Annotated in this window: 16 protein-coding genes; 7 read left to right on the forward strand and 9 right to left on the reverse strand. The window is 32.6% G+C overall.

The genetic code is table 11. The features are described from left to right. Window positions 1-79: 79 nt before the first annotated feature. The 4 genes from MY1_RS09200 to MY1_RS09215 all read left to right on the forward strand — a co-directional run bounded on the left by MY1_RS09200 (window position 80) and on the right by MY1_RS09215 (window position 6,763). Window positions 80-796 (forward strand): phosphoadenylyl-sulfate reductase, encoded by a 717-nt coding sequence (locus MY1_RS09200; RefSeq protein ID WP_007551749.1) that lies wholly within the window; start codon window positions 80-82, stop codon window positions 794-796. 11 nt (window positions 797-807) lie between these two features. Next, the gene (gene sat, locus MY1_RS09205) at window positions 808-1,944 is read left to right on the forward strand and encodes a sulfate adenylyltransferase (RefSeq protein WP_007551750.1); all 1,137 of its coding nucleotides are present in this window, start codon (window positions 808-810) and stop codon (window positions 1,942-1,944) included. A 30-nt stretch (window positions 1,945-1,974) separates the two neighbouring features. Then, complete coding sequence (locus MY1_RS09210; RefSeq protein ID WP_007551751.1) at window positions 1,975-2,643, forward strand: hypothetical protein; 669 nt, start codon at window positions 1,975-1,977, stop codon at window positions 2,641-2,643. A gap of 127 nt (window positions 2,644-2,770) precedes the next feature. Then, a complete protein-coding gene (locus MY1_RS09215) occupies window positions 2,771-6,763 on the forward strand; it encodes an Ig-like domain-containing protein (RefSeq protein ID WP_007551752.1) in 3,993 nt (1,330 codons plus the stop codon). Between the two features lie 108 nt (window positions 6,764-6,871). On the opposite strand, the gene MY1_RS09220 is transcribed toward MY1_RS09215, so the two are convergent. Then, window positions 6,872-7,261, reverse strand: coding sequence for an aconitase X swivel domain-containing protein (locus MY1_RS09220; RefSeq protein WP_007551753.1), 390 nt, complete (start codon window positions 7,259-7,261; stop codon window positions 6,872-6,874). Then, the gene (locus tag MY1_RS09225; RefSeq protein WP_007551754.1) at window positions 7,258-8,412 is read right to left on the reverse strand and encodes an aconitase X; all 1,155 of its coding nucleotides are present in this window, start codon (window positions 8,410-8,412) and stop codon (window positions 7,258-7,260) included. Before MY1_RS09225 ends, MY1_RS09220 begins: the two co-directional genes overlap by 4 nt. A gap of 48 nt (window positions 8,413-8,460) precedes the next feature. On the opposite strand from MY1_RS09225, the gene MY1_RS09230 reads away from it, so the two are divergent. After that, the gene (locus MY1_RS09230) at window positions 8,461-9,114 is read left to right on the forward strand and encodes an endonuclease III domain-containing protein (RefSeq protein WP_007551755.1); all 654 of its coding nucleotides are present in this window, start codon (window positions 8,461-8,463) and stop codon (window positions 9,112-9,114) included. Window positions 9,115-9,151: 37 nt separating this feature from the next. On the opposite strand, the gene MY1_RS09235 is transcribed toward MY1_RS09230, so the two are convergent. Both MY1_RS09235 and MY1_RS09240 read right to left on the reverse strand, forming a co-directional pair. Beyond that, entirely contained in the window at window positions 9,152-9,850 is a 699-nt protein-coding gene (locus MY1_RS09235) for a hypothetical protein (protein WP_007551756.1), read from the reverse strand. A gap of 75 nt (window positions 9,851-9,925) precedes the next feature. Beyond that, window positions 9,926-10,117: a hypothetical protein gene (locus MY1_RS09240; protein ID WP_007551758.1), complete on the reverse strand. Its 192-nt coding sequence runs from the start codon at window positions 10,115-10,117 to the stop codon at window positions 9,926-9,928. 124 nt (window positions 10,118-10,241) lie between these two features. Here MY1_RS09240 and MY1_RS09245 point away from each other — a divergent pair, with 124 nt between their 5' ends. After that, a complete protein-coding gene (locus MY1_RS09245; protein WP_007551760.1) occupies window positions 10,242-10,991 on the forward strand; it encodes a hypothetical protein in 750 nt (249 codons plus the stop codon). 83 nt (window positions 10,992-11,074) lie between these two features. On the opposite strand, the gene MY1_RS09250 is transcribed toward MY1_RS09245, so the two are convergent. Further along, window positions 11,075-11,722 (reverse strand): Snf7 family protein, encoded by a 648-nt coding sequence (locus MY1_RS09250; RefSeq protein WP_048110206.1) that lies wholly within the window; start codon window positions 11,720-11,722, stop codon window positions 11,075-11,077. Window positions 11,723-11,826: 104 nt separating this feature from the next. Here MY1_RS09250 and MY1_RS09255 point away from each other — a divergent pair, with 104 nt between their 5' ends. Then, window positions 11,827-12,588 carry a glutamate racemase gene (locus MY1_RS09255; RefSeq protein ID WP_007551762.1) on the forward strand — a complete coding sequence of 254 codons (762 nt, stop codon included), beginning with the start codon at window positions 11,827-11,829 and terminating at the stop codon, window positions 12,586-12,588. Here the strand turns inward: MY1_RS09255 and cobM are convergent. From cobM to MY1_RS09275, 4 genes are read right to left on the reverse strand one after another with little or no spacing between them, the layout of a single operon-like run. After that, window positions 12,581-13,345, reverse strand: a complete 765-nt coding sequence (gene cobM / locus MY1_RS09260; protein ID WP_007551763.1) for a precorrin-4 C(11)-methyltransferase — start codon at window positions 13,343-13,345, stop codon at window positions 12,581-12,583. The two genes, MY1_RS09255 and cobM, sit on opposite strands and share 8 nt — an antisense overlap. Further along, window positions 13,338-14,060: a precorrin-2 C(20)-methyltransferase gene (gene cobI, locus MY1_RS09265; RefSeq protein WP_007551764.1), complete on the reverse strand. Its 723-nt coding sequence runs from the start codon at window positions 14,058-14,060 to the stop codon at window positions 13,338-13,340. The genes cobM and cobI overlap by 8 nt, the downstream gene beginning before the upstream one ends. Before the next feature lie 36 nt (window positions 14,061-14,096). Then, the gene (gene cbiT, locus MY1_RS09270; RefSeq protein WP_007551765.1) at window positions 14,097-14,684 is read right to left on the reverse strand and encodes a precorrin-6Y C5,15-methyltransferase (decarboxylating) subunit CbiT; all 588 of its coding nucleotides are present in this window, start codon (window positions 14,682-14,684) and stop codon (window positions 14,097-14,099) included. Window positions 14,685-14,703: 19 nt separating this feature from the next. After that, window positions 14,704-15,177 carry a hypothetical protein gene (locus MY1_RS09275; RefSeq protein WP_007551766.1) on the reverse strand — a complete coding sequence of 158 codons (474 nt, stop codon included), beginning with the start codon at window positions 15,175-15,177 and terminating at the stop codon, window positions 14,704-14,706. Window positions 15,178-15,241 lie beyond the last annotated feature (64 nt).

Genomic DNA, 15,241 nt, shown 5'->3' on the forward strand with positions numbered 1-15,241 from the left:
TTTTAGTTATGTACCTGTTTATAATTTAGGATAAGATATCTGGGTAATCAATATAAAACAAAACAATTCATGTGTATTTGTGAAAAAATTTACTCAAGAACAAGTAGATGAACTCAACTCTAAAATAAAAACAACAGAAGAAGCACTTCGATGGGTTTCTGATAACTTACATCCACGAGTTGCTAAAGCATCTAGTTTTGGAGCTGAAGATGCAGTAATTATGGATATCATGCACAAGATTAATCCAAAATTTAGATTCTTTACGTTAGATACTGGGAGATTACCTCAAGAAACCTATGACATTATGGATATTGTGCGAAAAAAATACAACATTACAATCGAGGTTTTGTTTCCTGATACTAAAGAAGTTGAAGACATGGTTAAAGAAAAAGGGATAAATCTTTTCTATGAAAGTGTGGAAAATAGGAAATTATGTTGTGAAATCCGTAAAGTACATCCAATTAACAGAATACTCTCTACATTGGATGGTTGGATTACTGGATTAAGACGTGATCAAACTGAAGTAAGAAAAGATGTTAATATTTTTCAAATTGATCATGGGCATGGTGGAATATTAAAAATTAATCCAATTATAGACTGGACTTGGGAACAAATTCAAGATTATATTAAAAAAAATAATTTACCGTACAATAAACTTCTTGACAAGGGCTATCCAAGTATTGGGTGTGAGCCATGTACCAGAGCAATCAAACCTGGAGAAGACTTGAGAGCAGGGCGTTGGTGGTGGGAACAAGGCGAGCACAAAGAGTGTGGCCTTCATATAGACCATAAATAGGCAATTTAGTAATGTCTGATTCAATTAAACCACATGGTGGAAAATTGGTAAATAGAATTACCAAATCTGATCCATCTGGATTATACTCTATACAAATTTCTGAAGATCTTGCAAATGATGTTGAAAACATTGCAGATGGAATTTTTAGCCCTTTAGAGGGATTTTTAGAGAAAAAAGACTTTGAACATGTCATATCAAAAGGTAGACTTGCAAACGGTTTGGCTTGGACAATTCCAATAGTTTTAGATGTTGATGAATCAACGGCTGCAAAAATGAAAAAAGCTGGTAAAGTCTTACTACAAAACCATCAAGGATTAGGGATTGCAATCTTACATGTTAAGGATACTTTTACTTTTGATAAAGAAAAAACTGCAAAGGGAGTATATGGAACAACCGACTCTTCTCATCCAGGTGTTGCAAAGACAATGTCTATGCAAGACTATCTAGTTGGTGGAAAAATAGATTGCATTGCAAGACCTGAAGAAACTGAAATCAGAAAATATCGATTAACTCCTCTTCAAACCAGAGAAGCATTTGCAAAAGCAGGATGGAAGACAATTGTGGCTTTTCAAACCAGAAATCCACCGCATGTAGCTCATGAGATGCTTCAAAAAACATCAATTACAACAAGAGATGGTGTATTTGTAAATCCTGTGATTGGTAAGAAAAAGTCTGGCGACTTTGTAGATGAAGTGATTGTAAAATGCTATGAAGTAATGATTAAACATTATTATCCAGAAAACAGATGCAAACTTGGAACACTGCATACTGAAATGAAGTATGCTGGACCAAAAGAAGCAATACACCATGCCATTATGAGACAAAACTATGGATGCACACACATCATAATTGGCAGAGATCATGCTGGAGTAGGAACATTTTATGATCCATTTGCAGCCCAAAAAATCTTTGAAGATTATCCTGAATTAGAAATAACTCCAGTATTTTTCCCAGCATTTTTCTATTGTAGAAAATGTTTGACATACACAAATCCAAAGGCTTGTCCACATGGTGATGATGCAAAAGAGCAAATCAGTGGAACTAAACTGCGACAAATGATTGATGAAGGAAAATCTCCATCTGAGTTTATCTTAAGACCTGAAGTCTCAAAGGTAATTCTAGATTATCCACATCCATTTGTTGATTAGGTATTTATTCACTAAAACTAGATTTAGCTTGTGAAGTATCTTTTTGTATTAATTTTATTTTCTGGATTAATCATAACGCCAGTTTTTGCCCAAGAACCAAAGAATCCATCATTAATTATAGATACAATTGAGGTTCCATCATACGAATTTAATAAAATTCTTAGAGATGCAGATATTATTCAAATGGAAGAGACACATGGAGTAAGCTGGCAAGTTACAATTGACAACAATCTTTTGTATGCAAATCCAAACGGAAATGCAGTTTTGAGAATTTATGATAAAGATAATCCTGAAAAATTAGTTGAAATAGGAATGGGTGCAAAACCTAATGAAAAATTTTGGATTGCAGTAAATACTCCTAAAGAGGGATACGTTGTTGTGCATAGTGACTTGGAGAGGGGATGGTCTTCATCATCAAAATCAATAGTGTCATACACAGAAAGAGCGGGATTAACAGTTAACAATGGTGCAAGAATAGTTGTATCTAATCTTGATATTGGAGTTTTTAAAATCGGTTCATATTCTGTTTATGGAATGGAGAGTTCTACAGATCCACCGGCAATAAATTCTGGAAGTATGGTTCTTGAATTCATATCAGGAGATCCTGCAAAAAATCCGATTGCATTTTTTCCATTTTACATAGCTGCAGCTGTTGGCATTCTAGTTGGAATTCTCTATTTAACAAAGAAGCGATCTTAAAATTGATAAAAAATCACTTTAGTTTATGCCTAAAGTGTCGTTATATTTTCTGACATACAAAATTTTCTATTTTCCAATAATGGGAAATTCATGTTAGGGTTATATGTAAAAAATTGATAATTTGTGTGTGATTAATAGAAATATTGGATTTGTTTTATCTACACTTTTGCTTGTTAGTTCTATGTTTTTCCCTTCTCTTCAAAATGTATATGCCGATGATACGATTACAATTTCTACAGATACTGTTTATGCTACTGATCAAGTTTTAACTAACACTAAAATAATTATTCAAAATAATGCAAAACTGGAAATTGCATTTGGAACTACAATTACATTGCAAAGATCTAGTATAGAGATTAAACCTGGTAGTGAACTCATAATTGATGGAACACTTTTGTTTACTACACCATTTCATAGTAAACAATATTTGTTAAATACAGGTACACTAAATTTACGATGTGGACTTTATCCAGCTCCCACAAGTGCATTTAGTTATACAAATTTTGGAATAGGAACTGTGATAGATTCAGCATGTCCGGGTAATGTAGATAAAATAATTATTGATGGTAATGATGTTAGCATACAAATTGGAGAAAATGCAACAATCCCTGTTGGTAGAGATGCAATTATACTGCATACACTTTATGTAGCTGGATTAATTGATAATTTTGGTTCTGTCTCAAATCAAGGATTAGTAACTTTGGATAATGGTAAAGTTGTAAATTCTGGAACATGGACTAATGTATGCGATAATTTTGATTCTAGAGGTATTGTATCGTTAAATGGTGGAGTTTTTCAAGGAAATCCTGCAAAAAAAACTACTTGTGCATTACCAATAGCTTTACCAGATAATTATTCTGTAGATGAAGATGGAATTCTTTTAGTCTCTACACTAAATGGAGTCCTAAAAAATGATAGTGATGCAGATAGTCCAACTCTTTTAGTTACCTTGGATACTATTTTACCGAAATTCGGCATTGTTAATCTTAATTCAGATGGAAGTTTTGAATATGTTCCACAAACTGACTTTTTTGGAACTGATAAATTTTCATATAAAGTAGATGATGGAACTGATGGATTTGCTACAGCACTTGTTACAATTAATGTAATTCCTTCAAATGATCCACCAGTTGCAAATAATGATAGCATAACTGTGAATGAAGATTCATTGGCAACAAACATCAAAACTATCGTATTAAGTAATGATACAGATCCTGATGGCGATGTTTTAACAATAACTAGTGCAGGACTAACAACAATTCCTAAGGGACTTGTATCTGTTATAAATGGTCAATTAACTTATAACTCAAATTCACAATTTGAGTATCTTAAATCAGGACAAACAGGTACTGATTCATTTGAGTATACTGTTTCAGATGGACAATTGACTTCAACTGCTATAGTTACAGTGACAATAACTGGTCAAAATGATAAGCCTGTAGCTTTACCAGATAATTATTCACTTAATCAAAATAGTGTATTATCTATCAGTGCTCCTGGATTGTTAGCTAACGATAGTGATATTGATGGCAATACTCTCACTGCACTTTTTTATCTCCAACCACAATCAGGATCTGTTATAATTAATTCCGATGGTAGTTTTACTTATACTCCAAACATTGGTTTCTTTGGAACAGACACCATGTCGTATATTGTTTCTGATGGTATAATTAATCAATATGGAATAGGTGTTGTTACTTTTACAGTTATAGACGTAATTCCTCCTATCATTATAGTAATTCCAATATCTGCTAACATTGAACTTGGTTCATCTCCACCCAGTCTCTTAAGCGGTGTAACCACAAACGATGGATCACCTATAACTGTCACTGGTTCTGTAGATACTAACACAATAGGTGATTATGTAATCTATTATGATTCAACTGATATCAATGGTAATGCTGCAATTCAACAAAGTAGAACATATCATGTTGTAGACACTGTTGCACCTAATGTGCCAGTAATTACATCTCCTGATGACGGTACATCCACATCTGATCCATCCCAAACAATTACAGGCACTTCTGAACCAAACTCTACAATTGAAGTGTTTGTTAATGGTGCATCAACAGGTACAACAACAGCTAATTCTGCTGGAAACTGGTCCACTCAAATATCATTATCTGAAGGAACAAACATAGTTACTACAACTGCATTTGACGGTTTTAACACATCATCACCAAGTGAGCCAATTCATATCGTACTTGACACTGTTGCACCTATCATTATAGTAATTCCAATATCTGCTAACATTGAACTTGGTTCATCTCCACCCAGTCTCTTAAGCGGTGTAACCACAAACGATGGATCACCTATAACTGTCACTGGTTCTGTAGATACTAACACAATAGGTGATTATGTAATCTATTATGATTCAACTGATATCAATGGTAATGCTGCAATTCAACAAAGTAGAACATATCATGTTGTAGACACTGTTGCACCTAATGTGCCAGTAATTACATCTCCTGATGACGGTACATCCACATCTGATCCATCCCAAACAATTACAGGCACTTCTGAACCAAACTCTACAATTGAAGTGTTTGTTAATGGTGCATCAACAGGTACAACAACAGCTAATTCTGCTGGAAACTGGTCCACTCAAATATCATTATCTGAAGGAACAAACATAGTTACTACAACTGCATTTGACGGTTTTAACACATCATCACCAAGTGAGCCAATTCATATCGTACTTGACACTGTTGCACCTATCATTATAGTAATTCCAATATCTGCTAACATTGAACTTGGTTCATCTCCACCCAGTCTCTTAAGCGGTGTAACCACAAACGATGGATCACCTATAACTGTCACTGGTTCTGTAGATACTAACACAATAGGTGATTATGTAATCTATTATGATTCAACTGATATCAATGGTAATGCTGCAATTCAACAAAGTAGAACATATCATGTTGTAGACACTGTTGCACCTAATGTGCCAGTAATTACATCTCCTGATGACGGTACATCCACATCTGATCCATCCCAAACAATTACAGGCACTTCTGAACCAAACTCTACAATTGAAGTGTTTGTTAATGGTGCATCAACAGGTACAACAACAGCTAATTCTGCTGGAAACTGGTCCACTCAAATATCATTATCTGAAGGAACAAACATAGTTACTACAACTGCATTTGACGGTTTTAACACATCATCACCAAGTGAGCCAATTCATATCGTACTTGACACTGTTGCACCTAATGTGCCAGTAATTACATCTCCTGATGACGGTACATCCACATCTGATCCATCCCAAACAATTACAGGCACTTCTGAACCAAACTCTACAATTGAAGTGTTTGTTAATGGTGCATCAACAGGTACAACAACAGCTAATTCTGCTGGAAACTGGTCCACTCAAATATCATTATCTGAAGGAACAAACATAGTTACTACAACTGCATTTGACGGTTTTAACACATCATCACCAAGTGAACCAATTCATATTACACTAACAGTTGTAAACTCACTTCTTCAACAAAAACTAGCCTTAATTGAACAATTAGAAAATTTGATTAATTCAGCTCAAGATGATAAAACCAAAAAAGAACTTAAAAAAACAATTAAAGAACTTAGAAAAGGAGCTGATTCAAAACTTTATTCTCAAGATGGAAACAGCTTTTTAGATAAAAAGAATGCAATAAAGGCTCTCAAATATGACAAACAAGGAATTAAACATCTAGTAAATATTTACCATAAAGGACACGAATCTAATTCATTCAAATCTGAATTAGCAGAAATTACTATTGAACTACTAAGAATTGACAAACAGCTAATCATCAACACTTACATTGGTACTCATAACTTACGTGAAGGAACTCTAGAAAACTTCATAAGTTCATTACGATATGTTGATGCCGAAACTAATTCTGAATTTGATGATGATCTTTCAGAATATGATGACAATATGATTGAAAACTTTGGTCAATCATGGAATAAAATAATACATGATAAAGACGCCAAAAAATTAGTTAAAGAAAAAATGTCATGGAAAGAATTTGTTGATAAATTAAAATCTGAAGGAAAATGGGATAAGGCAGAAGAAAAAGCAGAAAAGAAGGCACAAAAGGCAGAAGAAAAAGCAGAAAAGAAAACACCTAAGAAATAATCCAAACAATCACTGAACAACTAACACCAGAAAAATCTTGTTAATCATCAAAGAAATTTTTATTTGAAAATATTCATAAAAATTTACAAATAAAACCATTATTTTTTATTATTGAATAATTGATATTGGATTTTTAGATTCTGTATCTAAAGAAATTCTTTGGCCGTTTTGAAATGATGCAAACTCTTCATCAGAAACTATCACAAGTGGAATATTTGATAATGCACAACCACTTGCAACTGTAAGATCAGCTTTCTGACAAATCATTGCAGAAGGTGCTGTATTGTTGGTTTTTATTGAATAGATTGTATATGCACCTACACTACTACCTACTCCTGATGGAAATACTAGCATTGAATTTTTAATAGATTTATTAAATAATTCATGATTTTTATCACTAATAATTCCTGTATTCTTGTCTACTGTTCCTAAAAAATTAATTGGCATATTTGATTTTAATATGATTCCTTCTACTTTACCTTTAACAAGAATTTTCAATTCGTTTCATCTTCAATTATTTGTGACAGTGATTTTAGATTTACATCTACACCATTTGAATTTTTTAGATAAAATGCTCCCTTGATACTATTTGTAGTTACAGCATCTACATCATTTTTGGTAATAAGTGGAGTTAAACATGTACAACAATCAGAAAGAATTTCACACCCTGCACGCTCTAATTCATTTATGTATCCTATCTTCCTTGCTTGCTCCTTGACAGTTCTTGGACAGAAAATCATGCATCTTTTTGTAAATGATCTACCTTTTAACTTACCAACAAGATCAGATATTTCTTCTAAACCTAATTGAGGACTACCAAGTGTAATTAAATCACCTTTTTCAGATGTGTTTAACTCGTCATGAATATTTTGCATTTCCTTTTCATCAAAATCAACTTTTTCACAATTAGCATCTCCATCTCCAAAAAGAAACTTGGCGCAAGTTCCAGAAGTTCCCATTCCTCCACACATTGCTTTACACTGTCTTTTGTCCATATCTTCAAGACCTGAAATATTTACAGAAGTATCACCAACCTTTCCAGCAAAAAATCCAAGCATACCATATGTTAACTCGTTTGGATTTTTCACTTTCATTCTTATAGTGATATTTGGAGAATCATCTTTTCGTAATGAAGAGTATGGACTTTTTCCTGTAATTGCACTCGCAAGTGCACTAAACGCACTTTCTTTGTTTGTCTTAAGATTGTCATACGAGTTTGCATGAATTGCAGCATTACTTTCTGCAAACGCTACTTGAGTTCCTTCTTTTGGAATATCAAAAATCTCGTAAGGAATACATGAAAAGGAAGGAGTAACACCCATTGTTTCATAAGAATTTTTAATTGATAATTGTTTTGAAATGAAATTTTTATCTAAATTGTAATTTTCAACATTGTCAATATCAAACCCCATAGGGTTTAGAGTTGTTCTTACTTTAACTCTGGCATTCTTACTTATATTTGAGAGAAATTCCTCACCTGCATCTCCAATCGTATTGTAGTTGACTCCTGATAGATGTGCCCACTCTATTGGTACTAGTTTTTCTGCATCAACTGCTTCACCTGTAGCTACCAAAATTCTATATGCCATCTGCATTATTTCACCTTGTTCGCCTTTTAGAGCAGATTCTTCCTCTCTAGTTAATTCCACACGACATATTGATTATTACAGATATAATACTTGTACGTAGAATATTACATGAACATGGAAAAAATTATTCATGGAATGATGTCTACTATGAATTCTGTAAAACCACCAAGAATGACTGCTTTGCGAGAATTACATGAGGCCGAAACAGGAAATTTTAGTATTTTAATTGGAACAATATTATCTGCACGAACAAAGGACGAAACTACCACTAAAGCAGTAAAGATGCTATTTTCAAAGTACAAAACTCCAAAGGAGCTAGCTAATGCCAAAGTAAAAGATATTGAAAAAATAATTAGATCCATCGGATTTTATCATGTAAAATCCAGAAGAATCATCGAAGTCTCAAAAATTATAGATTCAAAGTATAGTGGAATAGTTCCTGATACACTTGATGAATTAATCCAACTTCCTGGAGTAGGAAGAAAAACAGCAAACTGTGTATTAGTATACGCATTTGATAAGCCTGCAATTCCTGTTGACATTCATGTACATAGAATATCTAATAGATTGGGATTAGTAAATACAAAATCTCCTGAGGAAACTGAACTAGTATTAATGAAAAAAATTCCAAAAAAATACTGGATTAAAATTAATGATACTTTTGTAATGTATGGACAAAATATCTGCAAACCTATTAATCCAATGTGTAATGTTTGTAAAATTAAAAAAAATTGCAAGTATTATATAGAAAATAATATTTAAAAATAAAAGAAAAAGATTGGGTTTTAAAAATTCAATCTTATCCTACAGTAATTGTCCATTTTACAGACAAGCTATCACCACTTGATACAGTAATTCCTGTGTCAGTGTTTAGATCTTGTACTGAAAACATGCTAGCTGTTCCTAGTGATGTACATTGTCCATTTCCGTCTTTTGCTGCATTATCTCCGTTAAAGATACCTGATTGCATAATTGGACCTGTTGCATTACTAGCACCAAAATTAAATGGCGCACTAGTTGTGTCCAAGACTACAATTGTTCCTGTTCCAGTAACTGCTGGTGTAAAACTAGGTACTACTTGTTTTCTTGCCATTTCACCATCAACTGTAGAAGATGCACAACCTGAACCTCCAGTTAATTCTAGAGCAGATAATGTATTAACTGGTGTTCCAGCGGAAGTATAGTTTCCAATAGCAATGTATTGGAATTCATTATTTCCTCCTGGACATACAGTACCGGTAGAGTTTTCAAATACATGACGAGCAACACAATCTTTACCTCCAATTACTACGATATTATCGCCTTGAAGATACTGTTTGATTGCGCCTGAATCATCTAGTACTTTATACTCAACATGACCTAACATGTCAAATCCTGCTTGTGTTTGTGGAGCAGCTGAAACCATCATTGAGGTTGCAGATACGCCACTTAGACTAATTGTTCCCAGGCCTATTCCGAATATGCCTGCAAACAACACGATCGTTTTTAATCTATTCATTAAGGTACCATGTGTTTAACTATATTATTAGTTGCTTGGCAAAAAATGCTCACTAGATGATCCAATTTGGTATATTTACGGTGTTTTGAGACCAATAGATTCCGATAGCTCTATTGTGATATTTTTGCCAGTTTGAGGCACTTCAATAGGTTCTATCTCAATTTCTGAAATTTGCCCATTATTGTTTGTTGATGATAACGATATTGTGATCCCAATACCAATTATGACAATTCCAACAATAATTCCAATGATGACAGATTTATTCACAAACACATTATTTCACACATGTCTATAAACATGCCTAAAAATATAGCTTGATTTTTTATATTTCTTCGTAATTAATTCAGCAATGAAGTTTAACAAATTTTTTTATTTTTTGATTACATCATTGATGGCTTTACCAATTCTTCCAATCTATGCATCTACTGATCCCATACTGATCACATATTCTTCAAACATACAAAATGTAGTCTTTGATGGTAAATGGACAAACCAAATAGAGTGGAAGGCATCAAGTGATAACATGTTTTCATATGATAATAATGAAACAGTAATACATTTACGAACTGCTCATCATGAAAATTTTATCTATGTATTTGTTGATCCAATTACTGATCATACTTTAGATTATAACATGGATAAATCTATGATTTGTTTTGATGGAAAAAATAATAAAAATATGATTCCGGATAAAGATGATTATTGTTTTTCAGTTCTACTTGGAGAAAAACAAGGAACAATTCAACAAGGTCTTGATAATTCAAAGTATCAATTTACAAATAACTCCGAATTTATTGCAGTCAGCTCTATTTCAGACGAGAATGATCGATATACAAAGATTCCACATCCAAGCTATGAATTTAAAATTCCAATTGAATTACTAAATCGTTCTGATAACTATGGATTCTATCTTTCAGTTTATGATGCAAGTTTGAATAAATATTATTCATGGCCTAAAAATTCTACACAACAAAATTCATCAGATGTTCCACTTCCATCGCAATGGGGCGATATTGTCTCCCCTGACAAATCGCTTCCAGAATTGAATCTACCAATTCTGATATTTACCATATCGATTTTTACAATTATTCTAATACAATTAAAAATCAAGACTAGAATTTTTGGTTCTTTCAGATTCTGATATATTCAATGTCTACCTATTTTTTAAATAATTAATTATTTGATTAAAATAAAATAAAAAGTGACAATCGTCTTTCCAAACTTCTAATATGTAGAAGTTGAAGATTGAGACGATAGTCCAGTTGAAGTTGGTACAGATGGGAATTTATCTCCAATCTGTTGCTCTGCTACTGCAGATGCTTCTTGAAGAATTCTTTCGGTTTCCTCACTTGAAGCGCCAGTCTCCATGCTAAATGAGTCTCCTGCCAAGGAGTCCATCATTAGACCATTGAGTGTCTGTGTCATGGAATTCAATTCTGAGTCTGCTTCAGGCATAAATCTTCCTAGTGATGACTTCAATCCCTTCATTGTAGACATCGCTGGGCCGATTGCTACCATAGCATCGCCTAGATCATGAATAGTTGTCAGTCTTAATTGGACTTGTTCCAATGACATTCTTGCATTGCCGAGCATCTTTGTAACCTTACGAATTTCAGCTAATTCGTTTGACAAAACTCTGCTTGTACTGGTATCATGTTGTTGCATTGCAGTCACGACTCTTTGGAAGAGTTGCGCGTCTCTTTCACGTAGTTTTCCAAGCATCGAGTCCATTTTTGATATCTGGACTTGTAGTTTGTTTACTGCCGTTTGGATTCGTGGTTTTAATGCACCTTGAGGTTTTATAGTCTCACGGAGTTTATCGGTTACACCTGGTGTCTCTTGTCGAGCCCAAGTTTTATCGAAGTTTGGCATGTTAGGTGATTTAGAAGTTAGCTCTTAATGGACAGAGTAAATTTAGATAAACATTAGAGTAAATTTAGCTAACAAACTAATTCTAGATAGATATTTAACAAATTATGGTTAGAATTGTAGTTTTTGATTCTGGATTAGGCTCGTTATCAATAATTACTGCAATACAAAAAATCTGCAAATCAGAGATTATCTACTTTGCAGACCAGAAAAATTTTCCTTATGGGAAAAAATCTAAAAAAGAATTAGAATTGATAATTAAAAAAACTTTGAATCTATTAGAAGAAAAATTTTCCCCAGATCTAATTGTAATGGCATCAAATACACCAAGTTTAATGGTAAAAACTAAAAATAAAAAAATAATCAAAGTATATCCTCCTCTTAGAGAAGCTATGAATCTTTCTAAGACAAAAAATATTGCACTACTTGGAACAAAAACTGTTGTTGCAAGTAAGAGCTTATCAAATTATATAAAAAAATTTAATTTTCCTAAAGTTAATAAAATTTACAAAATAAATTCTTCATTACTTGTTAATCTTGTAGAATCAAATAAATTCATCACAAATAAATTAATCAGTAGAAAGATTATTAAAAAAATTCTTAATAACATTTTAAAAAACAAAATAGATGTAGCTACTTTATCAAGCACCCACTTATCTTTTTTAAAACCATTATTAGAGTTAGAATTTCCAGAAGTAAAGTTTGTTGATCCTTCTTATATCGTAGCACACAAAGTACTTGCAAACATTGAAAACAATAACTCCAAGAAAAATACCCTTAAGATTTTTACGTCTGGAAACGTAAAACAATTCCAGAATAATTTAATTAAACTTGGGATAAAGAATAAAGTTAATTTCTTGTCTACTTGACTTTAGCCTTTCGATATCCATGACTAAATTTCTTATCATATAATTTTGAATATTCATATGTTTTAGGATCAATTACATCACTAATAATTACAATTGCAGTTCTTGTTATTTTTTCATCTCTTACTTTTTTTACAATATCATCAAGTGTTCCTTTGATAATTTTTTGATCATCCCAACTTGCTCTATAAATTACAGCAACAGGCGTTGATTTCTTGTACCCGCCTGCAATTGATTCTTTTACAATATTTGAAAGTAAATGAACACTAAGATAAAAAATCAAAGTCGCTTTGTGTTTTGCAAGCTCTGAAATTTTTTCTCGTTTTGGAACTTTTGTTCTAGACTCTGCTCTTGTAACAATAATTGTTTGAGTTACTCCCGGAAGTGTTAATTGTGTTCCAAGTGCAGCAGCTGATGCTAAAAATGCAGTAATACCTGGAATGACTATCGATTCAATTCCTTTTTGTTCTAAATTATCTATTTGCTCCTTGATTGCTCCATAAATTGATGGATCACCATCATGTAATCTGACGACTAGCTTGTTGTTCTTTGAGTTATTGTAAAGTAGATCAAAAATTTCTTCTCTTACTAACCCAGACGCATCATGTAATTTGCCTTTTTTGCATAATTTAAGAATTGGAGGAGGAATCAGTGAACCGGAATAAACTACAATGTCTGCTTTTTGAATTAATTTTTTGGCTTTAACCGTTATTAGTTCTGGATCTCCTGGACCACATCCAACAAAATATACTCTAGACACGTTTTACCACCAAAATCGAAAAATATTTTGTAGTTAGTGTTCCATCATTAACTTCACCCAATGTTAATTTTCTAATAATTTCGTTTTCTGTTCCTAGATCTTGTCCAATTGCAAAAATAGAATTATCCGGAAAACCGGATTCTTTTAACAAATCAATCACTTTATCAAAATATCTACCGTCTTTTAAAAAAACCATTGTTTCAGAATTTTTAGCAATTTCTTTTACTGTGCTTAAATCATAACATGATGGAATTATTGCAACTTTTTCTGAACCCTCTGCAATACTTATTCCAACTTTTGCGGCAAATGTAAACATAGAAACAATTCCAGGAATGACACTGATTTTTATTTCTGGATGATTCTGTTCAATATCTTTATGCATGTAAATCCAAGTGCTGTATAGATATGGATCTCCAATTGTAAGATAAACAACGTTTTTTCCTGTTAAAACTTTTTCTGCCATAATTTTTGCATTTTTTTTCCAAGTTGCTTCAAGTACATCTTTATCTTTTGTCATTGGAAAGATCAATTTTACTATCTCTTGGTTTTTTGATTTATCAATTAATGATGATACTATAGATAATGCTATGCTTGGTCTATCTTCACCTGATGCAGGACACATTATAGTGTCGGCATTTTGAATTGCTTTAGCTGCCTTTACTGTAAGTAGTTCAGGATCTCCGGGACCTACTCCTATTCCAATTAATTCAGGCATACAAATTCTAGTTTTATCCCCAATTAAAAATCTAGATTAAACTTTAGTTGCAGAAATTACTGTAACTGGATTTCTAGCAAGCATCATTGTACCTGTTGAGGTCTTTCTACTCTTAGAAATAGTTATTTGAGTCAAATCTATTGAATTAAATTTTAATTTCTCAATAATTTGCAAGACTGAATACAATGTCTCTATTAATATTACTCCAATTACTATTCTTCCACCAGATTTTAGTTTATCTTGACATATTTTTACAATATCTTCTGTGTCTCCACCAGTTCCTCCTATGAATATCGCATCAGCTTGTTCTAATTCAATGATCTTTTCTTTCGCATTTCCAAGAATTAAAGAAATATTTGTTAATCCAAACTTTTCTACATTTCTTTTTGTTAATTCAATTGCATTAGGATCATAATCTATTGCAATTACCTTTCCTGATTCAACTTGAATAGCTGCTTCAATTGATATAGAACCACTCCCACATCCAATATCATATACAGTATATCCAGGGCAAAGTCTTGCTTTACTAATTTGTACAACTCTTACCTCTTCTTTTGTAATAGGTACATTTTCTGTACGTTCAAAAAACTCATCTGGAATTCCAGGTGTTTTATAATTCCACATAAACCAATCCCAGCATTTTTTATGAAATTGGAATAATGCCCGTTGTAACACTGCCAGCGTGTACAATAGTATATGTTAGAATCCAAACAAATAGGTATAAGAAAATATAGCTTCCTATTCCCTGTGTTACAATTTTCTTTCTATCAGATGATGGTAATTGCATATTCATTGACTTTGCAATAAATATAGTTACAATAAATACGATGATCATAAATACAATTGATGCCCATCTTCTCTCTTCTCCTTGAATATCTTCAAAGATAAAAGTTGCAATAGTACCAGCAATTACTGCACAAGCAACTCTTAACCAAAACAATCTGTTTAATTTCTTATCTTTTTCACTTTTTTCTTCTTGATTTACGGTAGGTTCTGATGCTGAAGCATCATTTGATTCTGTCTCTGGGATCTTGCTATTTTCCTCATTAGTTGACTCTTTTTTAGAGTCTTTAGGATCAGGGGTTGGTGCAGATTTCTTTTTTTTAAATTTTGCCAAGTAAATTTCTAGGTTGACTTCATTAAGCCTTGTTTAAAATCTTTGGTCATAAAACGAGCATAAA

Source organism: Nitrosarchaeum koreense MY1 (genome assembly GCF_000220175.1).
In the GTDB taxonomy this organism is placed as follows: domain Archaea; phylum Thermoproteota; class Nitrososphaeria; order Nitrososphaerales; family Nitrosopumilaceae; genus Nitrosarchaeum; species Nitrosarchaeum koreense.